This is a genomic window from Saccharopolyspora sp. NPDC049426, from assembly GCF_040676935.1.
Taxonomy (GTDB): Bacteria; Actinomycetota; Actinomycetes; order Mycobacteriales; family Pseudonocardiaceae; genus Saccharopolyspora.
This window is the reverse complement of sequence record NZ_JBFAPZ010000001.1, coordinates 299412-322176: the sequence shown is the minus strand read 5'-3', so window position 1 is coordinate 322176 and position 22765 is coordinate 299412. Positions and strand designations below refer to the sequence as shown.

The window sequence follows — 22765 nt, the reverse complement described above, 5'->3', positions numbered from 1 at the left end:
CGAAGGGCCGGCACCTCGCGGGGTGCCGGCCCTTCGCCGTTTCAGACCTTGCGGGAGCGCAGCAGCGCGAAGGCCCGCTCGTCGCGGTCCGGGGTCCGGGGATCCGAGTCCTGCCGGCAGCCGACCGTGGTGAAGTCGACGACGTCCCAGCCGGTCCGGTCGAAGATCCGGCGGAGACCGGTCTCGCTGAAAATCCAGAAGTTGGTGGCGTCGTCGTTGGCCTCGGCCGGGTCCAGCAGGTAGGCGACCGGCTGGTCGGCGATGCGCGTGCCGTCCGGGGTGACCTGGGCGATGCGGGTCGAGACGAAGCACAGCTCGGCGCGCTCGGCCAGGCGCTCCAGCACCAGGAACGGGTTCTTCAGGTGGTAGAGCAGGCCGAGGAAGAACACCGCGCCGTAGCGCTCGGCGGGCAGCCGGAACTGGGCGTCCAGGTCGATCTCGTGCACCTGGGCGCGCGACGGCAGCTCCTCGACCAGGCGCCGGGCACCGCGCAGGCCGTTGAAGTTGGTGGGCGCGTTGTCGATCAGGTCGACCTCGCAGCCCAGCTCGTCCTCCAGGAAGAACCCGAAATCGCCGTCGGCGGCACCGATGTCGGCGATGCGGGTGCCCGCGATGCCGTCGAACACCTGCCGCTGGGGCCCGCTGAGCAGGGCGTCCAGGTGGAAGATGTTGGCCATCGTGTCGTACGGGTACCAACCGAAGTCGGCCGGCGCGATCTTGTCCTTGCGGGCCAGCAGCTCCTCGCGGTAGGCCAGCGCGCGCTCGCGCAGCGTCTCGAAGTCCATGTGATCCTCGTCCCGGCTCTGACGTTCCTGGTGTTCAGCGGCCCGTTCCCGCCGCTCACCACGCCGATCATGCCGCACGCCACACTCCGCTGGGAGGTCGCCGTGGTTATCCTTCATCCGTGGAACTCCTCGACTTTCTGCACTACGGCCTCGTCACGCTCGTCGGACTCGCTGCGGTCGCGACCATCTGGTTCGCCTTCTACGTGGTGTACCGCCTGTACAACGACTGATGACGGCCTCGTTGTAGCCTCGATGCGATGACTGCAACGCCGAACGAACCGCAGCCGGGCAGCGGCGACGCCGCAGTTGCCGCGGCGGCGGAACGAGCCAAGATCACCCGGGAACTCAACGTCCCGGAGTTCGACGACCTCCCCGGCGAGGGCGACACCGCGAACCTGCGGCTGGGCCCCTCGCTCGATGACGCATGCCTGTCGCTGCTGCCGCTGGTCGGCGTGTGGCGCGGCGAGGGCGAGGCCTCCCACCCGTCGCTGGAGGAGACCTTCCGGTTCGTCCAGCAGGTGACGATCTCGCACGACGGCCGCCCGTTCCTGATGTACTCCAGCCGCGCGTGGCGGCTGGACGGCGAGGGCGGCAACGTCGTGGCACCCGCGTTCCGCGAGACCGGCTTCCTGCGCCCGCAGCCCGACGACACCATCGAGCTCATGCTGATGCACTCGACGGGCGTCTCGGAGCTGTTCATCGGGCAGCCGCGCAACACCACGACCTGGGAGTTCGGCACCGACGCAGTGCTGCGCACCCCGACGGGCGAAGACGTCACCGCCGCCAGCCGCCTCTACGGCGTCGTCGACGGAGCCCTCGCCTACGTCGAGGAGCGAGCCACCTCGGAGCACGAACTCCAGCCGCGTCTCTCAGCAAAGCTCGACCGGGTCGCAGGCTGATCTCTGGTCACCCTGCTTGGCGGTGCGGGTAGGGGAACCTGAGCGGCGCTGTGGACTCCGCGCGCCACTCCTGATGTATGTCCAATACACGGCGTCGCGGCGTGCTCGCCACAGCACCGCTCAGAACCCCCGGCGGTGCGAGCTGCTCAGGTGGTGAAGGAGAAACCGGCTTCGCCGCTTGCCTGACGCCTCAGTAGTTCGACTCGTAGAGGTTGACGATCTCGGTGTGCAGCGCGTCGTCGGCCTTCACCGAGGTCCCGTTGATGGCGCGGACCTGGGTCAGGCGGCGGATGCTGGAGGCGAGCCAGACGCCGTCGGATTCGAAGAGCGCCGGGGTGGGGAAGTCGACCACCTCGGTCTCCCAGCCCGCCTGCTCGGCCGCGCGGAACAGCGCGCCCTGGGTGGTGCCCGCCAGAACGCCCGAGGCCGGTGGCGTGGTCAGCAGCTTGCGGCCCTGGGCCAGCACGACCGTCGAGGTCGGGCCTTCCAGGACGGTGCCCTCGCTGGCGGTGAAGATGACGTCGTCGGCGCCGCGCGACTCGGCCTCGCGGAGCGCGGCCATGTTCACCGCGTAGGACAGCGTCTTGGCCGACAGCAGCAGCCACGGCGCCCTGTCCATCAGGTCCGGCGCGTAGCCGCGGTCGAGGGTCACGACCTCGACTCCGCTGTCGCGCTTGCGCTTGGTATCCGGCCCGACGTCCATGCCCATCGCGAACCCGTGCGGCGTGCCGTCCCCACCGTCGATGCCTCGGGTGCAGACGAGCTTCAGGCCCATCTCCGGCTCGGAATCCCACGGCCAGGCGTCGATGACGGCCTGCCCTGCGCGCTCCCAGGCCGCGCGCTCGGGAAGCGGCATCTGCAGCAGCCGCGCGGACCTCTCCATGCGGTCGAGGTGCGGACCGAGCTCGCGCGGCTTCCGGTCGACGACCAGGATCGTCTCGAAGCAGCCGTCACCTCGCATCACACCGAGGTCATCGGCCCGGAACAGCGGAGCTTCGGGATCGGCGAGGGTTCCGTCCAAAAGTGCCAGTACGCGCATGCCGGAAGGGTAGAGCGTCCAGTTCCCGGAGTCGGCCCGGAGGTTACGATCGAGGTGGGTTTCCCCATCCGAGCGCGTCGAGCACGGGAGCGGCATTGAGCGACCAGGGATCGCTGCGCAGCACTCTGCACCAACGGGGCATGCGCATGACGCCGCAGCGCCAGCTGGTGCTCGACGCCGTGCGCGAGCTGGGCCACGCCACGCCGGAGCAGGCGTGCAAGAAGGTGCAGGAGATCGCCCCGACGATCAACATCACCACCATCTACCGGGCACTCGACCTGCTCGAACAGCTCGGGCTGGTGCGGCACACCCACCTCGGTCACGGTGCGCCGACCTACTCCGCCGAGGAGCACGAGCACGTCCACCTCGCCTGCCACCGATGCGGCCGGATCGACGAGGTGGCCATCGAGACGATGGACGAGCTGGCCGACAAGCTGCGCGCCGAGCACGGCTTCGCCCTCGACGCGACGCACCTGGCGCTGTCCGGCACCTGCCGGGAATGCCAGGCCGCCGACATCGGCTGAACCCGGTGTCGCACGAGCACGACCTCAAGGAGCGTTGAATGAGTTCACCCACGCTGGATCTGCCGGGCGCGGTGCCCGCGCCGGAGGACTCGGTGGACCGCGGCGTTCCCTGGCACTTCGGCGACCCGTTCGCCGAGCAGCGCTCGGCAGCGCGTTCGGCGGTTCTGGTGGACCGCTCGCACCGCGAGGTCATCGCGGTGCCCGGCGAAGAGCGGCTGAGCTGGTTGCACCTGGTGCTCTCGCAGCACCTCACGGAACTGCCCGACGGGCAGGGCACCGAGGCGCTCGTGCTCGACACCCACGGCCGGGTGGACAGCCACATGCTGGTCGCCCACCACGAGGGCGTGGTGTACCTGGACACCGACGCGGCCTCGGACGTCACCAGCGCGCTGCCGTCGATCGGTGTGAACGGCAGGCAGTCGCTGCCGGACTACCTGGAAGCGATGCGGTTCTGGTCGAAGGTCGAGCCGCGCGACGCCACCTCGGAGTTCGCGGTGCTGACCGCGATGGGCCCCGACGCCGGCGGCATCCTCGCCGGGTTCACCGAGGTCCCCTCCGACGCCTACGAGGTGCGCGGACTGCCGGGCGGCGGGTTCGTGCGCAACGTGCCGTTCCGCGCGCTGCAGACCTACGACCTGCTGGTTCCGCGCGAATCGCTGGTGGACTGGTGGCTCAAGCTCACCGACGCGGGCATCCGCCCGTCGGGCACGATGGCGTTCGAGGCGCTGCGCGTGGAGGCGCTGCGTCCCCGGGTCGGGATGGACACCGACGACCGCGCGATCCCGCACGAGCTGGGCTGGATCCACCTCGCCGCGCACGTGGCCAAGGGGTGCTACCGCGGCCAGGAGACGGTCTCGAAGGTCCACAACGTCGGCAAGCCCCCGCGCAGGATGGTGCTGCTGCACCTGGACGGTTCGGTGGAGGTCTCGCCGGAGATCGGCGACCCGGTGTTCCACGGCGACCGCAAGGTCGGCCGGGTGGGCAGCGTCGTGCAGCACCACGAGCTCGGGCCGGTGGCGTTGGCGCTGCTCAAGCGCACGGCTCCGGTGGACGGAGAGCTGATGGCCGGTGATCCGGAGGAGGACCGCGCGGTGGCCGCCGCGGTCGACCCGGACTCGGTGCCGCCGGACAGCGGTGAGCCCCCCGGCCGGGTGGCCGCCGACCGGCTGCGCGGCCGGTGACCGGTTAGTTTCGGTAACGGCCCTCAAGTTCTGCGCGCCAAGTGACGTCGGTGTTTGACAGGGCGGGTATGCCTTGAGACATGCCGGTCGCCCGATCAGGGGTCGTTTCGAACACCGAGGAACGCTGATCGAACGCTCGGCGTCACACTGTTGTCGTAACGACATCACCCGAACTGTTGGCGAGCTCGACCGAATTGCCGGAGGATGGCCACGTGATCGAAGTCCGCCCGGGTGGACGGCGCCGTATCGACAGGGTCCTGTCCCCGGACTACACCAGTGGCATCGAACAACACGTGCTGGGTGATGTGCGCGCGTTGCGGGACGAGGCCGCCCAGGAGGAGACGGACCTGTCCTACCTGCGACGGGTGCTGCACGCGCGCATCGACATCGTGCGCGCCGAGCAGCGCCGTCGGCGCGAGGACGGTTCGCGGTCCGTGGTCGAGCAGCTGGTGAACATCCTGTCCGACAACGCGGTCGGCCCGGCCGCCGGTTCGGGCCGCTACCAGACCACCGAGCCCTCGCGGGCCGAGGCGCACCGCAGGCACGTGGAAGCGCTGGTCTCGGACGTGGACCTCTCCGACGTGATGTCGCTGTCCGATGAGAAGCTGGACCGGGCGCTGAGCGCCTACACCGCCGAGGAGGACTCGGTCTCGCAGCGCCGCCGCGAGGTTCAGCAGGTCGTGGATCGGCTCAACGCGGAGATCGCCCGCCGCTACCGGGAGGGCGCCGCGTCGGTGGATGACCTTCTGGCAGAGGAGCGAGACCGGCGTTGATCCCACCTGTTCCACTCGTCGAGATCATCCGAAGTGGACTTCGGGAAGGTGTGCACCACGCTTCAGTGGTGGTGATCGACCCGGACGGTGCGCCCCTGATCACGCGGGGTGACGCGACCGCTCCGATGTACCCGCGCTCGTCGCTCAAGCCCGCGCAGGCAGCAGGAATGCTGCGCTGCGGGCTCGAACTCCCCTCCGCCGACCTGGCGCTCGCCGCCGCTTCGCACAGCGGCGAGCAGGACCACATCGCTCGCGTCTCCGAGATGCTGGAGCGGTTCTCCCTGACCGAGGACGACCTGCGCTGCCCGCCGGACCTGCCGATGGGCCAGGCCGCGCGCCGGGGCGTCTCGGAGGAGCGGCGGATCACCATGAACTGCTCCGGCAAGCACGCCGCGATGCTCGCCACCTGCGTGACCAACGGCTGGTCCACCGCCGACTACCTGGATCCGAAGCACCCGCTGCAGGTCGCGATCGCCGACACCGTCGTGGACCTGGCCGGCGAGCCGCTGGCCAACACCGCGGTCGACGGCTGCGGCACCCCGCTGTTCGCCATCTCGCTGACCGGGCTGGCCCGGGTGTTCCAGCGGCTGGTCAACACCCCGGTCGGGCAGGGGATGCACGAGCACCCGTGGCTGGTCTCGGGCACCGGCCGCGAGGACGTCCGGCTGATGGGCGCGGTCCCGGGGCTGATCAGCAAGATCGGCGCGGAGGGCGTCTTCGCCTTCGCCCTGCCGGACGGCCGCGCCGCGGCGATCAAGATCGCCGACGGCGGTGACCGCGCCCGGCTTCCGATCGCGGTCGGCGTCCTCTCCGCTCTCGGCATCACGGGCCTGGACGACCTCGCCGAGGAACCGGTCTTCGGCGGAGGCCACCCCGTCGGCTCGATCCGCCTCATCCCCAACGCCCTGAACTGACCTTCCCGGATTTCGGGTCGAGATCGAACGCTTCTCACCAGCACCTTGCCCGCGATATGCTCATATCGCGGTACAGATATCCCACATTTCGGGACGGTGAGCATGAGCGCGCAGGACACGTACACGCACGGGCACCACGAGAGCGTGCTGCGGTCGCACCAGTGGCGGACGGCTGAGAACTCGGCCGGGTACCTGCTCGGCGACCTGCGCCCCGGCGCCCAGGTGCTCGACGTCGGGTGCGGTCCGGGAACGATCACCCTCGACTTCGCCGAACGGGTCGCGCCGGGCCAGGTGCTGGGCATCGACAACGTCGAAGAACCGCTGGCGATCTCGCGCGCCGCCGCGGCCGAGCGCGGGGTGGACAACGCCCGGTTCGAGGTCGCCGACGTCTACCGCCTGCCCCACGCCGACGACTCCTTCGACGTCGTGCACGCCCACCAGGTCCTGCAGCACCTCACCGACCCGGTCGCCGCACTCCGCGAGATGCGTCGCGTGTGCAAGCCCGGCGGTGTCGTCGCCGCCCGCGACGCCGACTACGGCGGCATGCGCTGGTCGCCCGATCACCCGGGGATGGACCGCTGGCTGGAGCTCTACCGCGCTGTCGCGCGCCGCAACGACGCCTACCCCGACGGCGGCAAGCACCTCAAGGCCTGGGCCCTGGAGGCGGGTTTCACCGACGTCGAGTGCACCGCCTCGGCCTGGTGCTTCGCCACGCCCGAGGAGCGCGCCTGGTGGGGCGGCCTCTGGGCGGACCGCATCCGCCAGTCCTCCTTCGCCGACCAGGCCATCACCTACGGCCTGACCACCCGAGACGAACTCGAGTCCCTCGCCCAGGCCTGGCACGCGTGGCGTGACGCCGATTCCGGCTGGTTCGCCGTCCTCAACGGCGAAGTCCGCTGCCACCCCTGACCTCATCACCCCTGCGGCGGGTTCCCGATTTCAGTGGAAATCAGGTTTCCGATTTCCACTGAAATCGGAAAGACCACCCGCGCGGGGTGACTTCAGGAGCACGGGTTGAGCGGGGATCAGTTGTGGTGTTCGCGGGCGGCGAACTCGGACCAGAAGTCCCGGAGCTGCTCGTAGCGGGTGGCGACCTCTTCGGCGTCATCGGCTTCCATCGCGTCGACGATGGCGTGGACGTCCTCGGCCGAGGTGTCGGCGTCGAGGTCCGACTGGGTCATCAGCTGGACGAGGCCGCCGTAGTCGAGCTCGACGGCGCTGTGCGGGTGGAAGCGCTCCAGCCAGCGCCCGGTCTCCTTGAGGATCCGGGTCGGGCCGTCCTCGCCGATCGACTGCTTCGACACCGAATGCGCGCGAGCCACCCGCCGGCGGGCGTCGGCCATCGCGACCCGCCAGCAGACGCGGCGGCGATCGGGCTCGGTGAACACGCAGCGCTCGGTCGGGTCCACCACGACGAACCAGGGCAGCGGAACGGTCCAGGTCGACGACAGCACGTGCACGGCGCCGCCGGAGAGCTCGCTGACCACCGCGCCCGCGCGGGTGCGGGCCTTGTCCACCGACTCCGGCAGAGCCGCCGTGCGCAACGGGATCTCCGCGTCGCCCAGGAACCCCACCAGCGCCGCCGCAGCGCGGCCGTGCACGTCCAGCGGGCACACCAGCGGTCCCGGGCCAACCGTGGCGGCCGGGGCGGTGGGCACGTCCTCGGGATCCAGCACGAGCACCCCGCCCACGCCTTGGACCTCGCCGTCGGCGTTCTCGCCCGGCAGCAACCGCGGAGGCGCGGCGAGTTGGCTGCGCAGCCACAGGTGCTGCTCCCACAGCCCCGCGTCGAACGGGTCAACGGACCCGCGCTCCACCGCAGCGTCGACTTCCTCGCGCAGCGGTGACTCGAACGACGACAGGGGCTCGTAAACCCTCAGATAGGCGACGAACGGCTCTGGCACAGCGAGCATGGTGTCATGCCCCCGACGAGCCGGTTCGCGCGACTCACGGCCCTCCGCGAGCCGCGCCGAGCGGTTGATCGAATCGGGCGAGTGCCACGTCACCCAAGACACGGCGGCCAACTCCTGGCACCACGTCGCGTTGAACCGCCTCGACACGGTACGGTAGTTACAGGAAAAGTTGTCGAGATCATGCGGGGCCGGCTTTCCCCTGTCCGCCCCGCACACCCTGTGCGAGGGGGTCGAGCCATGGGGCGCGGCCGGGCTAAGGCCAAGCAGACGAAGGTGGCCCGCGAGCTTAAGTACAGTTCCCCGTCCATGGACATAGAGGCGTTGCAGCGAGAGCTGTCGACCTCGGAGTCCGGCGAGTGGTCCAGCGAAGACCGCGATGACTCGCACGACGACGGGTACGACGACTACGACTACGGTCGACGTTGACGCGCTCCTCCGGTGAGAACAGCGGTTTCAACGCTGTTCGCTCGATGGCGGAGTGCGTCGCTTAGCTCGCAGGACCCACAAGAGGAACAACGCCGTGGATGGCGCCGCCGGTCACGACCGGCGGCGCCACTCACGTCTGAGAAACACCCGGAAACGGGACTGAACACGGAGAACGCCCCAGGGGCGGTGCGGGGATCAACTCCCGCACCGCCCCTGGTGCTGCGCGCGTGAAGACCCTCCAACGGGTGATCGCCACCATGCCGGGAATCCTCGGCGGGGCCCACTCGTTGTAGGGGGTGCCGGCGTCGTGCGCGTGCCCCCGGGCTCCAACTATCGCCTGCTGGGAATACCGTTCGGCTGGAGCCCATCAGTGCCACCCGCCGAGAGGCGGCCCGCACGACCCGGCTTCAACTTTCGATCTCCGAGGTGGTCCTTCTGCGCAGCGGTGCGGGTGGGGGGAACCTGAGCGGCTCCGTGGACTCCGCGCGCCACTCGTGAATAAGCGGCGTCGCGGCCTGCTCGCCACCAAGCCGTTCAGAACCCCCGGCGGTGCCGGCTGCTCAGGTTGGGCGAGGAGAAAGCACCTTCGGCGCTTGCCTGACGTTTTTAGGCATGCGAAAAGCCGCAGCGCCGTGGTGGTGCTGCGGCTTTTCGCGTGCTGGTCAGAAGCGGGGGTGGTTGCCCCGCAGGACGACTCGGTCGTCCTCGCCTGCGCCCTCGACCGTGGGCTGCTTGGCGACCTCGCCGAGGACCCAGGCGGGCACGTGGCGGGCGGTGAGCACGGCCAGGGCGCGGTCGACGTCCTCCGCCGTGACCACGGCGACCATGCCGATGCCCATGTTGAAGGTGCGCTCCATCTCCTCGGCCTCGACCCGGCCGCGCTGGGCGATCATCCGGAACACCGGCGCGGGCGTCCACGTGCCGCGGTCCAGCGTGGCGGTCAGGCCCGGCGGGATGACCCGCGCCAGGTTCTGCGCGAGACCACCGCCGGTGACGTGCGCGAACGTCCGGACCTCCGCCTCGGCGGCCAGCGCCAGGCAGTCCTTGGTGTAGATCCGGGTCGGCTCCAGCATCTCCTCGCCGAGGGTGCGGCCGAACTCCTCCACGTGGCCTTCCAACGGCATCCGCGCCAGGTCCAGCAGCACGTGCCGGGCCAGCGAGTAGCCGTTGGAGTGCAGACCGGACGAGCCCATCGCGATGACCACGTCGCCGGTGCGGACCTTGTCCGGCCCCAGCATCCCGTCGGCCTCCACGACGCCCACGCCGGTGGCGGAGATGTCGTACTCGCCGGGCGCCATCATCCCCGGGTGCTCGGCGGTCTCGCCGCCCAGCAGCGCGCAACCCGCCTGCACGCAGCCCTCGGAGATGCCCTTGACCAGGTCCGCGATCCGGTCCGGGATGACCTGGCCGACGGCGATGTAGTCCTGCAGGAACAGGGGCTCGGCACCGGCGACCACCAGGTCGTCGACGACCATGGCGACCAGGTCGATGCCGACCGTGTCGTGCTTGTCCACGGCCTGCGCCACGGCCAGCTTCGTGCCCACACCATCGGTGGAGGACGCGAGGACCGGCTCCTTCCAGCGGTCGAGCTTGAGCTGGAACAGGCCCGCGAACCCGCCGAGGGAACCGAGCACCTCCGGCCGCGTCGCGCGCTCCGCCCAGGGGCGGATCTTCTCCACCGCCTCGTCACCGGCCTCGATGCTCACTCCCGCCGCGGCGTAAGTGGCCTTCGGGGTTTCGGATTGGGCAGACCCTGCGATCAGGTCTTCGGACACGACTGGCTCCACATCTAGTGCGATTTGCGATTCGCCGGACGCGCAATCCTGGCACGACCAACGCTACGCGGCGACGGTGAGGTCAAGGACGTTGCAGCGCGTCTTCCGCCCCGTAACCGCTGGGCAGCACGGGCTCGGCGGGACCGGCCACGCCTCGCTCGTTGCCGAGTCCTTCCAGCAGGTACTTGCCGATCCGCGCGTCGTCCGGCAGCGGGATCGGGTACTCGCCGTCGAAGCAGGCCGCGCACAACCGGTTGCGGGGCTGCTCGGTGGCGGCGATCAGGCCGTCCAGCGAGACGTACCCGAGGCTGTCGGCGCCGATCGAGCGCCGCACGCCGTCGTCGTCGAGGCCGTTGGCAACCAGCTCGGCGCGGGAGGCGAAGTCGATGCCGTAGAAGCACGGCCACTTCACCGGCGGCGAGGCGATCCGCACGTGCACCTCGACGGCTCCGGCCTCGCGCAGCATCCGCACCAGCGCGCGCTGGGTGTTGCCGCGCACGATGGAGTCGTCGACCACGACCAGCCGCTTGCCGCGGATGACCTCGCGCAGCGGGTTGAGCTTGAGCCGGATGCCCAGCTGGCGGATCGTCTGCGAGGGCTGGATGAACGTCCGGCCCACGTAGGAGTTCTTCACCAGGCCGTTGCCGTAGGGGATGCCGGACGCCTGGGCGTAACCGACCGCGGCCGGGGTGCCCGACTCCGGGACGGGGATGACCAGGTCGGCGTCGACGGGGTGCTCCTTGGCCAGCCTGCGGCCGATCTCCACGCGGGTGCCGTGCACCGTGCGGCCGGAGATCGTGGTGTCCGGGCGCGCCAGGTAGACGTACTCGAACACGCAGCCCTTGGGCTTGGGACTGGCGAACGACTGCGAGCGCAGGCCGTCGGCGTCGATGGCCAGCAGCTCACCGGGCTCGACCTCGCGGACGAACGACGCGCCGACGATGTCCAGCGCGGCGGTCTCGCTGGCCACGACCCAGCCGCGTTCGAGGCGGCCGAGCACCAGCGGGCGCACGCCCTGCGGGTCGCGGACCGCGTAGAGGGTGTCCTCGTCGCAGAAGACCATCGAGAACGCGCCCGAGACGGTCGGGAACAGCTCCATCGCGGCCTGCTCCAGGCCGATGTCCGCGGCCTTGGCCGCGAGCATGCCGGTGACCAGGTCGGAGTCGCTGGAGGCGCGTTCGCAGCCGTTGGCGGGCGACGACAGGTTGCCGCCGTCGACCTTGCCGAAGTCGCGCGCGCGTTCCAGCAGCTCGGCGGTGTTGACGAGGTTGCCGTTGTGTCCGAGCGCGAGGCCGCTGCCCGCACCGGTGGTGCGGAAGGTCGGCTGCGCGTTCTCCCAAGATCCTCCACCCGTGGTGGAGTACCGGCAGTGCCCGACGGCGACGTGACCGTGCAGCGAAGCGAGCGTCTGCTCGGTGAACACCTGGCTGACCAAGCCCAGATCCTTGTAGACGACCACCTGAGAGCCGTCGCCGACGGCGATGCCGGCGGCTTCCTGGCCTCGGTGCTGGAGGGCGTAGAGCCCGTAGAACGAGAGCTTGGCGACTTCTTCGCCAGGGGCCCAGACGCCGAACACGCCGCATTCTTCGCGGGGGATGTCCCGCTCCAACGCGTCGGCGGAGGTGTCGAAGGTCGGAAAGGGCAGGTCCGTTGTCGTGCTGGCACTAGCCGGACGGTCGGTGACCACCGAGAACTCCCTGGATGACGGAGCCGGAGTTACACCTCAGTGTAAGGCGCGGGAAACCTGGGCGAACCCCACCCGAAGCGTGTCGGCCATCTCATCACAACACGTAGCAGGTCCGAAGCCCTCAGCCCTGCTCCACGCGCACGATCGGGAGCCACTGGGAGACGTCGGAGCGCGAGCCCGAAGCGGTCAGCAGCCCGCCTTCGACGGCTTCCGACCAGGTCAGGCGTCCGGTCGCGAGCAGCAGCCAGGTCCGCGGATCGGTCTCGACGACGTTCGGCGGGGTACCGCGGGTGTGCCTGGGCCCTTCGACGCACTGCACGGCCGCGAACGGCGGGACCCGCACCTCGACGCTGTTGCCGGGCGCGATCTGCTCCAGCGTCCGCAGGCTCAGGCGCACGGCCTTGGCCATCTCCGGCCTGGCGGGACGGCGTTCGGCGTCGTCGAGCCAGTCGCGCACGGCGGTGACCGCCTCGCGCATCTCCCCGGGGTCCACCGCACCGCGCTTCGGCATGGCGCGAAGTCTAGTGCGGGCGGTTGTGGTCCGAACTGACCGGGCAAAAGGATGTTGATCATGGACGGTTCGGACCGCACCGCCCGATCGTGCGCCTCGGTGCCGGTGCTCAGATGTGCGGAACCGGTGCCGAGACGCCTGATCGATTCACCCGCCAGATCGATTCACAGCCAACCGAGCTTGACCGCCTGCATACCGGCCTGGAACCGCGTCTCGACGCCGAGCCGCGAGATCAGCTCGCGCACCCGGCGGTGCGCGGTGCGAGCGCTGAAACCCATCAGCCGGCCGATGGTGTCATCTGTGGCGCCCGAGGCCAGCAGCGACAGGATCCACCGCTCCTCCTCGGTGGGCCGCAGCTCGTTGCCGTCGAGGTCCTGGTTGGCCGTGAACGGCGCCGCGTAGCGCCACAGGTCCTCGAAGATGCGGGCGATCGCCGCCAGCATCGCCGAGCTGCGCACCACGACCGCGCTCTCCACCGAGGTCTCGGTGACGGTCAGCGGCAGCAGCGCGATCTCGTTGTCCACCATGATCAGCTTGGTGGGCGCCACGTGGATCACCCGCGCCTGCTCGCCCAGCGCGACGAGCTTGGTCGTGATGTCCAGCTGCGGCGGACGAGCCAGCGCGGAGCGGTCGTAGAGCACCTGGTAGCGCACGCCTTCGGCGAGCTTGCGCGATTCCAGCGAGTCCAGCGTGCCGGTCTGCGCGTAGGGCGGCTTGGCGACGCCCTGCACCAGGTGCGTGGCGCTGGCCTGCAGCTCGTAAGCCGCCCAGCCGACCCGCTTGGCCCCGTGCACGACCTGCAGCACTCCCGCGCTGCCGCCCTGCGCCCGAGCCGCTCGGGTGACCGATGCGACCTGCGCCTGCACGGTGCGCTGGCTGAGCTGTTCCGGTGCGCCCGGCTCGGCGACTCCGGTCGGTGCCTTGGTCAGTTCCTCGGTGTATCCGGGTAACACGGCACATCCCTCCTCGATGTGCCCCGGCGACGCCCGCCTCGCGTTCAGGCGCGGCACCGCAATGGACACTGAGCTCCCCCTGTTGTTGGCAACGTATCCACCGGGAACAACCGCCGGAACCGACTTTCGCCGGACAAGTTGGGCGACGAACGTGTTTTACGCCCGATCAGCGGAGCCCCGATACCCCCGAAAACAGCGCCTTCACGCAGCGCGGGCCCTCCCTGAAGCGCTCAGGAAGGGCCCGCGACGGCGCTCTATCGCGTCAGGCGATCACAGGTCGCCGATCTGCAGGAGGTCGGCGAGGGTGCCCTGCGGGGCCCCCTGGACGACACCCGCGGACGCCTGGCCCTGCAGGCCCTTGATGACGTCGGCCGGAGCGGTGCCCGGGTTGGCGCCCAGGAACAGCGCGCCGACGCCGGCCACGTGCGGGCTGGCCATCGAGGTACCGCTCATCGCCTCGGTGCTGCCACCGGGAACGGTGGAGACGATGTCCACGCCGGGGGCGTAGCCCTCGACGGTGGCGCCGAAGTTGGTGAACTCGGCGGAGGTGTCGGTGTTGTCCGACGCTGCCGTGGTGAACACGCCCTCGGCGCTGGCCGGGGACACCTGCTCGGCGTCCTGCGACTCGTTGCCGGCGGCGACGGCGAGGAACACGCCGCTGTTGACCAGGTTGGTGGCCGCCTCGTCGAGGGCCGGGTCCTTCGGACCGCCCAGCGACATGTTGGCGACGGAGTTCTCGTCGTGGTTCTGCGCGACCCAGTCGATGCCGCCGACGACGGACTCCGTGGTGCCCTGGCCCTGGTCGTCCAGGACGCGGACGCCGACGAGCTTGGCAGCCGGGGCGACACCGTAGGTGTTGGAGCCGATGGTGCCGGCGACGTGCGTGCCGTGACCCTGCTTGTCGATGCCGTCGCCACCGGTGGCGTCGAAGCCGACCGAGGCGCGACCGCCGAAGTCGGGGTGGTCGGGCGCGATGCCGGTGTCGATGATGTAGGCGGTCACGCCCTCACCCTTGCCGGTGGGGGTGTAGCTGTCGTCCAGCGGCAGCGCCGGCTGGTCGATGCGGTCCAGGCCCCACGAGCCGACGGCGGCCGGCTTGACGTTGGGCTCGACCGCCATGCGGTAGCTCTGCGAGATGTTCTGGACCTTGTCGCTGGCCCGGACCTTCTCCAGCTGCTCGGGGTTGAGCTTGGCCGAGAAGCCGTTGATCGACGTGGTGTAGGTGTGCCGGGCCTGAACGCCCAGCTCCTCGGCGATGCCCTGCGGGGCGATGCCGTCCTTGAGGTTGACGATGTAGACGTCCGCGGTGTCCCTGGACTGTGCCTGCGGGTGCAGGGTCAGCGGGGCGAGTTCGACCTGCGGCTGTGCGCCGGCGGGAGCTCCGGCGAACACGAGCGCCGCTGCGGCAACCCCTGCCCCGGTGCCGAAGAGCAGCTTCCTCATGCGTTCCCCTCCTTCAAACGGTTCCGCTCGGGTGGGGCCGAGCGGAGGTGTTTCAGAGCGGAACGTAACCAGCGAGTGCACTCATATGGGCGACGTTGGCGATTTTGCGCCAAACAATCGGACGTTGGGGTTAACGAATTCCCAAACGGACCAGTCTTACCGGGAATGAGCAGCTGAAACCCGGGCAAGCGCAAGGGGCTGAACGGCCCGGCGATCGCCGGATTTCCCAGTTGTTACCCGCAAGTAGGAGTAACACTGCGTACTCAATATAACGGAGGGTGCGGACGCTCTAGCGGGTGGCGGCTACCCAGCGCCGCAACCGCAGCCGGACCGACTCGACGTACTCGTCGGACTGCTCGGAATCGCCGTCGGCCGGCTCGGGATCCACGCCGTAGGTCATCCCGTAGTAGCGGAACAGCGCTCGTTCCGTCGCCAGCGGCAGGTCGCCCTTGTCCAGGTCGACCCGAGGTGCTTGCCGGACCGCCTCCTTGCCGACCGAGACGGTGAGCGTGTCGCCGTCGAAAGCGGCGCCGTCGAGCGGCACGAAGCTCTCGTTCGTGCCGAACAGACCGGTCTGGACCGTGATCCACGCGGGTTGTTCGGTGTCGTCGTCGATGAACAGCTGTCCCACGATGCCGATTCGCTGCCCCGCCGGATCGAAGACCTCGCACCCGAACATGCGCAACGCTTCCCGCTGACCGATCATCGAGCACCCCTCCCCGCAAAGCCCGGGAACCAAGTCTCCCCCTTCGTCGCGCGGCGCGGCACCTCAAAACGGCGGACTGACCTCTTCGGACCACCCGGGGCAAAGAATGGGACCCTTCAACGGGAACGCTCGGCAGTCGCGGGGCGTGTTCTTGTCCAGCCGAGTTAACGGAGTCTCGATCCTCATGACCGAACCCACGCCGCCGATCACCGACGAGATGCGGGCGCACGCCAAGGAGAACCCGAACACCTGGCTGTACATCGCCGACCCCGGCTACGCCCAGGACGACGAGGGCGACATGCCGCCGGAGGGCGTCGTGGGTGCTTACCGGATCGATGAGAACGGCGTGATCGACGAGGAGTTCCAGTTCAACGAGCAGTACGTCCCCTCGGACCTGATGCTGCACCGGCCGGAGCCGAGCAACGATCTGGAGCGCGTGCTCGACGAGATCGCCGACGGCGAGCGCCCGGAGGACGACCTGCCGCAGGCGGTGCTGGACGGCGAGGTGATGCTCTACGCGCCGTCGGCCGAAGACCGCAACGTCTACACCGCCGAGATGTCCGACGGGACCACGCTGGTCCCGGCCTGCACGTCGCCCTCCCGGGTTCCCGAGGACTGGCCGGGCTACCGCACGGTTCCCGGTTCCTGGCTGCCCGACGTCCTCGGCGGCTACGACCTCGGCCTCAACCTGCACGAGGCCGTCCAGGCGGTGATCCCCAACGGCGTCCTCGTCCAGTTCGCCGAGGACCAGGGTGAATGAGGCCGCTCATCTCGCTCGGCGGTGCGGGTAGGGGTACCTGACACAACACGATCGACGGTAGGCCGGTCACCCACGTCGAACCTAGGGTCGGCGAGGTGACCGGACCGGGATTGATCGAGGACTACGCGCTGCTGTCCGACCTGCGCACGGCCGCCCTCGTCGGCAAGGACGGATCTCTCGACTGGTTGTGCCTGCCGCGCTTCGACGCGCCCGCGTGCTTCGCGAGGCTGCTGGGCGGCGAGGGCCGCTGGTCGATCGCCCCGACCGAGCCGGTGCGCGAGGTGCGCCGGCGGTACCGGGACAACTCCCTGGTGCTGGAAACGGAGTTCCGCACCGACACCGGCGTGCTGCGGCTGATCGACTTCATGCCGCCGCACGAGGTGAACCAGCACGACGAGCCGTGCGTGGTGCGGATCGTCGAGGGCGTGTCCGGCGAGGTCGGCTTCCAGCTCGACTGGGTGCTGCGCTTCGACTACGGCGATTCCGTGCCGTGGGTGCGGCGGGTCAGCGAGACCGTGCCGGTGCTCGACGAGTACGTCGTGGGCATCGCCGGTCCGCACACCGTCGTGCTGCGCGGCGAGGAACTGCCCACCCGGGTCGACGGCGAACGCGCCCACCGCCACACCGGGACGATCTCCGCCGGTCAGCGCATGTCCTGGGTGCTGCAGTGGTCGTCGGACCCCGACGCGCTGCCCGCGCCGATGGACCCGGAGCAGGAACTGCGGGAGTGCGAGGGGTTCTGGCGGGACTGGTCGTCCAAGATCGTCTACGACGGGCCCTACTCGAAGGCCGTGCGCCGCTCGCTGGCCACGCTCAAGGCGCTGATCTACGCGCCCACCGGGGGCATCGTCGCCGCCCCCACCACCTCGCTGCCGGAAGCCGTTCCCGGCAACCGCAATTGGGACTACCGCTACTGCTGGCTCCGAGACGCCACGCTGGTGCTGCTCGCCCTCGACGACCTCGGCTGCACCGCTGAGGCCGAGGCGTGGCGGCGCTGGCTGGTCCGCTCCGTGGCCGGCGACCCCGCTGACCTGCAGATCATGTACGGCGTCGGCGGTGAGCGGCACCTGATCGAGTGGGAAGCGGACTGGCTGCGCGGATACCGGGACACGAGCCCCGTCCGGGTCGGCAACGCCGCCTACCGGCAGCGGCAGCTGGACGTCTACGGCGAGGTGATGGACGCGCTGCACCTGGCCCGCGAACGCGGACTGGTGGAGAACGAGGACTCGTGGGCCGTGCAGCGCGGCATGCTCGCCCACCTGGAGCGGATCTGGCGGGAACCCGATCGCGGGCTGTGGGAGGTGCGCGGGCCGGACCGGCACTTCACGCACTCGCAGGTGATGGTGTGGGTCGCCTTCGACCGCGCCGTGCGCGCTGCCGAGGAGGACGGGCTGCCGGGCCCGGTCGAGCACTGGCGGGAGCTGCGCGAAGAGGTCCGCGAGGAGGTGCTGCGGCGCGCGTGGAACCCCGAGATCCGCGCGTTCACCCAATTCTACGGCGGAACCTCGCTGGACGCCTCGGTCCTGCTGCTGCCCGCGGTCGGCTTCCTCTCCGGCGATGACGAGCGGATGCGCAGCACCGTCGAGGCCATCCAGCGCGAGCTCCAGCGCGGGGTGCTGGTCGACCGCTACACGACCACCGACGAGCCGAACGAGGTCGACGGTCTGAAGGGGCGGGAGGGTTCGTTCCTGGCCTGCTCGTTCTGGATGGTCGACGCGCTGGTCTACTGCGGCCGGCGCGACGAGGCGGAGCGGATGTTCGTCGAGCTCCTCGAGATGGCCAACGACGTCGGTCTCTACTCCGAGGAGTTCGACGCCGCGAGCGGTTGCTTCACCGGCAACTTCCCGCAGGCGTTCAGCCACCTCGCGCTGGTCAACTCGGCGGCGGTCCTCTACGGCGGCCGCACGCGGGAGCAGAAGTCCCGGCGCAACGGGCTCGGCCAGGATCTGTCATGAGCGCGGTTCCCGCCGCCCGCACCGCGCGGTGATCCCGAGCAGCTCCTACTCCAGGTGGGAGAAGATGTAGTCGGTGACCGTCCGGGGATCGCCGGGTTTGGCCCAGAGGTAGCCCTGGCCGGTCTCGCAGCCGATCTCGGCCATGCGTCGGGCCTGGGCCTGGGTCTCCACGCCCTCGGCGGTGACCGTGAGGCCGAGCGTGTGCGCGAGGTCGACGAGGGTGCCGACGATGCGGGCGTCAACCGGGTCGGCGCGTTCGGCGTCGCGCAGGCCCTCCATGAACGAGCCGGCGATCTTGAGCTCGTGCACGGGGAGGTGCCGCAGGTAGGCGAGATTGGAGTAGCCGGTGCCGAAGTCGTCGATGGCGATGCGCACGCCCATCCGCGCCAGCGCGCGCAGCTTGTCCAGCGGCTCGTCGGCGGTGGACATGATCGTGCTCTCGGTCAGCTCCAGCTGGAGCCGGTGCGGCGCGAGACCCGTCTCCTCCAGGATCTCGACGACGTCGCGGACCAGGTTCGGGTCGCGCGACTGCCGGACCGCGAGGTTCACGCTGACGAACGGTGCCGAGTCGCCGAACCGGTCCTGCCACCGCTTGGCCTGCTCGCACGCCTTGCGCAGCACCCACCGGCCGAGCGGGACGATCAGCCCGGTCTCCTCGGCGAGCCCGATGAACTTGTCCGGCCCGAGCCTGCCGAGGTCGGGATGCGCCCAGCGCACCAGGGCCTCGACGCCGACGACCGAGCTGTCCCGCAGCCCGATCAGCGGCTGGTAGTCCACGTAGAACTCCTCGCGTTCCAACGCCGCGGGCATCGAGGCGGCCAGCCGCAGCCGGGCGACCTCGTTGGCGTTGCGCTCCGGGTCGAACTGCGCCCAGCGGCCCTTGCCGTCGGACTTCGCCCAGTACAGCGTCACGTCGGCGTCGCGCATGAGCTCGGCGGCGGTCTGCCCGTCGACGTTCCGCTCGACGATGCCGACGCTGGCCGAGACGGTCAGCTCGTGGCCGTCGATGCGGATCGGCTCGTCGATGACCGACAGCACCTGCTCAGCGATCTCGACAGCCTGCTCGGTCCCGGTGGAGTTCTGCAGCAGGATGACGAACTCGTCCCCGCCCATCCGCGCGACCAGCCGGTCGTCGCCGTGCACCGCCGCGGCGAGCCGCTCGGCGACGGTCACCAGCAGTTCGTCGCCGACGTGGTGGCCGAGGCTGTCGTTGATGACCTTGAAGCCGTCGAGGTCCATGTAGCACAGCGCGATCCGGTCGTCGCGGTCGTGGCGCTTGAGGACCGATTCCAGGCGGTCGAGGAACAACGCCCGGTTCGGCAACGTCGTCAGCGGATCGTGCATCGCCTGGTAGCGGAGCCGTTCCTGCAGCTCGCGGCGGTCGGTGACGTCCTCGATCAGGGCGACCTGGTAGAGCGGTTTGCCGTCGTCGTCGCGGATCAGGGACACGAACAGCTCGGTCCACACCGTCTTGCCGCTGGGCCGGGAGAACTGCTTCTCCACCCGGAACTGCTCGCGCTCGCCGCGCAGCAGCTCGTCGTAGAGCCGCCAGATCCGCTCCGAGTCAGCGGGGTGGACCATGTCCGGGACCTGCATCCGGCGGATGTCGTCGGGGGAACGGCCCAGGATGCGCGCCAGCGACGCGTTGACCTCCAGGATCCGGCCATCGATGTCGGCGATGCCGATGCCGATGGCGGCCTCGGAGAAGATCGCCCGGAAGCGGGCCTCGCTGGTGCGCAGGGCCAGCTCGACGGCGTCGCGCGCGTCGAGCACGGCCTGCCGGATGGCCTCCTGCTCGTCGAGCGTGCGCTTGCGCGCGGCCTGCACGAACCCGGAGCACAGCGCCGCCTGCAGCGCGGCGACGCGCTTGCGCCACACCGGGTCGTCGCCGAGCCGCAGCACGTCGAGCATCTCGTCGCCGATGAGCTCGACGGTGCGGGCGAGCGACTCGGAGCTGGTGAAGTGCACACCGATCAGGTCAGCGCCCACCGCGCGAGCAGGCGAGGCGTCGAAGGGCTCACCGACCAGCGCGTCGACCAGGCGGTCGGTGTAACCGTGCAGACGACCTTCCACCTCGGCGCTGGTCATCGGCACGTAGCTGGTTCCCATGAGCGCCTGCGCCCAGACCGCGGCGAAGCGTCGTCGGTCCGTTCGGTTCACCTTGGCGGCCACCTCGTGAGCGCTGGGCACCGGCGCGGTCCAGCCAGTCATGCCTGGGCGCCCTCCACTCGTCGTCCTAGCCTGGGCCGTTACTCGTCGGAGCATACGACCGGTTGAGCTTGGCAGTCGAACATCATGTACGGCACCCGGAGCAGTCGCGACACCTGTGTCAGGCGGCCATCCGCGTGGCCGAGAGACAAATACCGCTACCGCCCGCGATCGGTTCATCGATGAACGGCGACGGAGTTCGAACCCCCACTGTTAGACGCTCAACCCACCCCCAGAGGTTGCGCTGGCAATTCTTCGCCAAAACCCCTGTTCGGGTGCCCCGCAGCTGTACGGATTGAGCCGATCCGGTCAAAAGCTAACACAACACCTTCAGCTCCCGGAAAGCGTTCGCCACACTTTCGGGGCACGATGCGTAGTCGCTCGACATGCTCCACGACCATCCGTGAATGCGAGGCCACGATGACTGCACGCGGTCGATCAGCCCTGGTCCTGATGGTCGCGCTGGCGTGCTCGGTGCTCACGGCCCCGGCTCAGGCGAGTCCCGCCGACGAGGACAACGCGACGCTGGGATCGCAGATCCGCAAGTTCGAGCCCCTGGATCCGCTGCCGGAGCCGAACCTCGACCCGCTGGCCACCGTGCCGGGCATGGACGTCGCCAGCTACCAGGGCAACGTCGACTGGGCGTCCTGGTACGGGCAGGGCAAGCGGTTCGCCTACGTCAAGGCGACCGAGTCCCACAGCTACACCAACCCGTACTTCGCGCAGCAGTACAACGGGTCCTACGACGTCGGCATGATCCGCGGCGCCTACCACTTCGCGATCCCCAACGCCTCCAGCGGAGCCGCCCAGGCGAACTACTTCGTCGACAACGGCGGCGGCTGGTCCGCCGACGGCCGCACGCTGCCCGGCGCGCTGGACGTGGAGTACAACCCGTACGGCCAGGTCTGCTACGACATGAGCGAGGACGCGCTGACCGCGTGGATCAAGGACTTCAGCGACACCTACCACGCGCGCACCGGCCGTTACCCGGTCATCTACACCAGCGCGAACTGGTGGAACCAGTGCGTCTCGGGGACCTTCGGCACCACCAACCCGCTGTGGATCGCCCGCTACGCCGACAGTCCCGGCGAGCTCCCCCGCGGCTGGCTGCTGTGGACGTTCTGGCAGCACACCTCGGACCCCCTGGACCAGAACACCTTCAACGGCCCCATCTCAAACCTCCAAGCCCTGGCCCAGGGCTGACCCCGCCGCACCCAGACCCGGAAAACTCCGGTAATCAGGCCCCGGAATACGGGAGTAATCCGGTTCCCCGGTGCGGAAGGGCACCTGTCGGTGATCGGCTTCGGGGAGAATCACCGGCATGGGTGAACGCAAGGTCGGGTTGGTGCTGACGATCTCGCTGGCGATCCTCGTGCTGTGCGGGGTGAGCGTCGGGTTGCTGGTGTTCGACCCGCGGATCACCGGGGCGGACGCGCTGCGGACCGGAGGGCTCGCGGCCGGGTCGGTGGTCGCGCTGTACGCGCTGTGGCTCAACGACCGGCGGCGACGGGTCGAGGAGCAGCGGCAGAGCCTGGAGAGCCGTCGCGCCGACCTGGACCGCGACCGCGTCGCCGACGAGCGCTTCGCCCGCGCGGTCGAGCTGCTGGGGCACGAGACCGACCAGGTCAGGGTGGGTGCGCTGCACGCGCTGGCGGGTCTGGCGCGCAGCAATCGCGACTACACCCAGACCGTCCTCGACGTGCTCTGCTCCTACCTGCGCCGCCCCTTCCAGCACCCGCGCTACTCGCCGTCGCAGCGCTGGACGCCGGAGGAGTCCGACGACGCCGAGCGCCAGCTGCAGGTGCGGCTGACCGCGCAGCGCCTGATCACCGAGCTGCTGCCCGGCGCGGACGACGCCGAGGAACCCGCCTTCGACCTGGACCTGACCGGGGCGACGCTGGAGTACTTCGAGCTGTCCGACCGCAAGGTCGGCACCGTCCTGCTGCGCTACGCGCACCTGTTCAGCAGCAACAACCTCAGTCGCAGCGTCTTCCACGGCGACGTCTACTTCACCGGCAGCGCCTTCGGCACCGGCCGGCTCAGCGGCAGGTTCCGCTGCGACGACGCGGTGTTCCACCGCCGCGCGTGGTTCAGCGGCGTGGACTTCGGCGGCCCGGTGCGCTGCCAGCGCAGCACGTTCCACGGGCCCGTGAAGTTCTCCGACAGCGCCTTCGCCGACGAGGTGACGCTGGCCGGTTCGACGTTCGAAGGGCGGTCGGACTTCGACGGCGTCGTCTTCGAGCAGGCCCCGGACCTGACCGGAACGACAGGAGCCCCGACCATCGCGGTCGGGGCTCCTGAGTGAGCGGACTT

Annotated in this window: 21 protein-coding genes; 11 read left to right on the top strand and 10 right to left on the bottom strand. The window is 69.8% G+C overall.

Annotated elements, in window-relative coordinates; translation table 11 throughout:
• Positions 1-41 precede the first annotated feature (41 nt).
• The gene (locus AB0J78_RS01475) at positions 42-785 is read right to left on the bottom strand and encodes a methyltransferase domain-containing protein (RefSeq protein ID WP_363785772.1); all 744 of its coding nucleotides are present in this window, start codon (positions 783-785) and stop codon (positions 42-44) included.
• Positions 786-1042: 257 nt separating this feature from the next.
• Between AB0J78_RS01475 and AB0J78_RS01470 the strand changes: the two genes are divergently transcribed.
• The gene (locus tag AB0J78_RS01470) at positions 1043-1684 is read left to right on the top strand and encodes an FABP family protein (protein WP_363785769.1); all 642 of its coding nucleotides are present in this window, start codon (positions 1043-1045) and stop codon (positions 1682-1684) included.
• A 190-nt stretch (positions 1685-1874) separates the two neighbouring features.
• Here the strand turns inward: AB0J78_RS01470 and AB0J78_RS01465 are convergent, their stop codons facing one another.
• Positions 1875-2723, bottom strand: a complete 849-nt coding sequence (locus tag AB0J78_RS01465) for an aminodeoxychorismate lyase (RefSeq protein WP_363785767.1) — start codon at positions 2721-2723, stop codon at positions 1875-1877.
• 140 nt (positions 2724-2863) lie between these two features.
• Between AB0J78_RS01465 and AB0J78_RS01460 the strand changes: the two genes are divergently transcribed.
• The 5 genes from AB0J78_RS01460 (at position 2864) to AB0J78_RS01440 (ending at position 7024) form a co-directional block, all read left to right on the top strand.
• The gene (locus tag AB0J78_RS01460; RefSeq protein WP_132672099.1) at positions 2864-3247 is read left to right on the top strand and encodes a transcriptional repressor; all 384 of its coding nucleotides are present in this window, start codon (positions 2864-2866) and stop codon (positions 3245-3247) included.
• Between the two features lie 38 nt (positions 3248-3285).
• On the top strand, positions 3286-4428 hold the full coding sequence (locus tag AB0J78_RS01455) for a folate-binding protein (RefSeq protein WP_363785764.1): 1143 nt from the start codon (positions 3286-3288) through the stop codon (positions 4426-4428).
• A 212-nt stretch (positions 4429-4640) separates the two neighbouring features.
• A complete protein-coding gene (locus tag AB0J78_RS01450) occupies positions 4641-5201 on the top strand; it encodes an aerial mycelium formation protein (protein WP_363785761.1) in 561 nt (186 codons plus the stop codon).
• Positions 5198-6115 carry an asparaginase gene (locus AB0J78_RS01445; protein WP_363785758.1) on the top strand — a complete coding sequence of 306 codons (918 nt, stop codon included), beginning with the start codon at positions 5198-5200 and terminating at the stop codon, positions 6113-6115. Before AB0J78_RS01450 ends, AB0J78_RS01445 begins: the two co-directional genes overlap by 4 nt.
• 102 nt (positions 6116-6217) lie before the next feature.
• Positions 6218-7024: a methyltransferase domain-containing protein gene (locus tag AB0J78_RS01440; protein WP_363785755.1), complete on the top strand. Its 807-nt coding sequence runs from the start codon at positions 6218-6220 to the stop codon at positions 7022-7024.
• 116 nt (positions 7025-7140) lie between these two features.
• Here the strand turns inward: AB0J78_RS01440 and AB0J78_RS01435 are convergent, their stop codons facing one another.
• Positions 7141-8019 (bottom strand): hypothetical protein, encoded by an 879-nt coding sequence (locus AB0J78_RS01435; RefSeq protein ID WP_132680455.1) that lies wholly within the window; start codon positions 8017-8019, stop codon positions 7141-7143.
• A gap of 246 nt (positions 8020-8265) precedes the next feature.
• Here AB0J78_RS01435 and AB0J78_RS01430 point away from each other — a divergent pair, with 246 nt between their 5' ends.
• Positions 8266-8454 (top strand): DUF3073 domain-containing protein, encoded by a 189-nt coding sequence (locus AB0J78_RS01430; RefSeq protein WP_093419982.1) that lies wholly within the window; start codon positions 8266-8268, stop codon positions 8452-8454.
• A gap of 662 nt (positions 8455-9116) precedes the next feature.
• Here AB0J78_RS01430 and purM read toward each other — a convergent pair.
• The 6 genes from purM to AB0J78_RS01400 all read right to left on the bottom strand — a co-directional run bounded on the left by purM (position 9117) and on the right by AB0J78_RS01400 (position 15529).
• On the bottom strand, positions 9117-10229 hold the full coding sequence (purM, locus tag AB0J78_RS01425; protein WP_363785753.1) for a phosphoribosylformylglycinamidine cyclo-ligase: 1113 nt from the start codon (positions 10227-10229) through the stop codon (positions 9117-9119).
• Positions 10230-10311: 82 nt separating this feature from the next.
• Positions 10312-11874 carry an amidophosphoribosyltransferase gene (gene purF / locus AB0J78_RS01420; protein WP_363786367.1) on the bottom strand — a complete coding sequence of 521 codons (1563 nt, stop codon included), beginning with the start codon at positions 11872-11874 and terminating at the stop codon, positions 10312-10314.
• Between the two features lie 163 nt (positions 11875-12037).
• The gene (locus tag AB0J78_RS01415) at positions 12038-12427 is read right to left on the bottom strand and encodes a sterol carrier family protein (RefSeq protein WP_363785751.1); all 390 of its coding nucleotides are present in this window, start codon (positions 12425-12427) and stop codon (positions 12038-12040) included.
• Positions 12428-12591: 164 nt separating this feature from the next.
• Positions 12592-13380: a DNA-binding response regulator gene (locus AB0J78_RS01410; protein ID WP_363785749.1), complete on the bottom strand. Its 789-nt coding sequence runs from the start codon at positions 13378-13380 to the stop codon at positions 12592-12594.
• A 270-nt stretch (positions 13381-13650) separates the two neighbouring features.
• A complete protein-coding gene (locus tag AB0J78_RS01405) occupies positions 13651-14823 on the bottom strand; it encodes a S8 family peptidase (RefSeq protein ID WP_363785746.1) in 1173 nt (390 codons plus the stop codon).
• 289 nt (positions 14824-15112) lie between these two features.
• Positions 15113-15529: a PRC-barrel domain-containing protein gene (locus tag AB0J78_RS01400; RefSeq protein ID WP_363785744.1), complete on the bottom strand. Its 417-nt coding sequence runs from the start codon at positions 15527-15529 to the stop codon at positions 15113-15115.
• Between the two features lie 184 nt (positions 15530-15713).
• Here AB0J78_RS01400 and AB0J78_RS01395 point away from each other — a divergent pair, with 184 nt between their 5' ends.
• Complete coding sequence (locus AB0J78_RS01395; RefSeq protein WP_363785741.1) at positions 15714-16289, top strand: type VII secretion system-associated protein; 576 nt, start codon at positions 15714-15716, stop codon at positions 16287-16289.
• A 95-nt stretch (positions 16290-16384) separates the two neighbouring features.
• Positions 16385-18244, top strand: coding sequence for a glycoside hydrolase family 15 protein (locus AB0J78_RS01390; protein ID WP_363785738.1), 1860 nt, complete (start codon positions 16385-16387; stop codon positions 18242-18244).
• A gap of 45 nt (positions 18245-18289) precedes the next feature.
• Here AB0J78_RS01390 and AB0J78_RS01385 read toward each other — a convergent pair whose 3' ends face one another.
• Positions 18290-20455, bottom strand: a complete 2166-nt coding sequence (locus tag AB0J78_RS01385) for an EAL domain-containing protein (RefSeq protein ID WP_363785735.1) — start codon at positions 20453-20455, stop codon at positions 18290-18292.
• Positions 20456-20905: 450 nt separating this feature from the next.
• Between AB0J78_RS01385 and AB0J78_RS01380 the strand changes: the two genes are divergently transcribed.
• Positions 20906-21655, top strand: coding sequence for a lysozyme (locus tag AB0J78_RS01380; RefSeq protein ID WP_363786365.1), 750 nt, complete (start codon positions 20906-20908; stop codon positions 21653-21655).
• A 118-nt stretch (positions 21656-21773) separates the two neighbouring features.
• Entirely contained in the window at positions 21774-22757 is a 984-nt protein-coding gene (locus tag AB0J78_RS01375) for a pentapeptide repeat-containing protein (protein ID WP_363785733.1), read from the top strand.
• Positions 22758-22765 lie beyond the last annotated feature (8 nt).